Raw genomic sequence first — 446 nt, forward strand, 5'->3', positions numbered from 1 at the left:
CCACGCCTACAAGAAGCGGATCCAGATCATTTTCCAGAACCCGTACGCGTCGCTGAACCCGCGCTTCACGGTGGAGCAGATTCTGACCGAGCCGATGCTGCTGCACGGCATCGGCCAGGACGCGGGCCAGCGCCGCAAGCTGGCGCAGGACCTGCTGGACAAGGTGGGACTGCCGGCGGGCGCGCTGGCCAAGTACCCGCACGAGTTCTCCGGCGGGCAGCGGCAGCGGATCGCGATCGCGCGCTGCCTGACGCTGAAGCCGGAGGTGCTGATCTGCGACGAATCGGTGTCGGCGCTGGACGTGTCGGTGCAGGCGCAGGTGTTGAACCTGCTGCAGGACCTGCAGGACGAGTACAAGCTGTCCTACCTGTTCATCTCGCATGATCTGGCGGTGGTGAAGCACATCTCGGACCAGGTGCTGGTGATGAACAAGGGCAGGGTGGTGG

The 446-nt window shown here is 65.0% G+C and carries 1 protein-coding gene; it reads left to right on the top strand.

What is annotated here, in order from left to right; genetic code table 11:
* Positions 1-446 (top strand): ATP-binding cassette domain-containing protein (locus ACX17K_RS21960; RefSeq protein WP_493776427.1); only part of this gene is annotated, 446 nt, incomplete at both ends.

Source organism: Chromobacterium sp. INPA-IVC, from assembly GCF_059047085.1.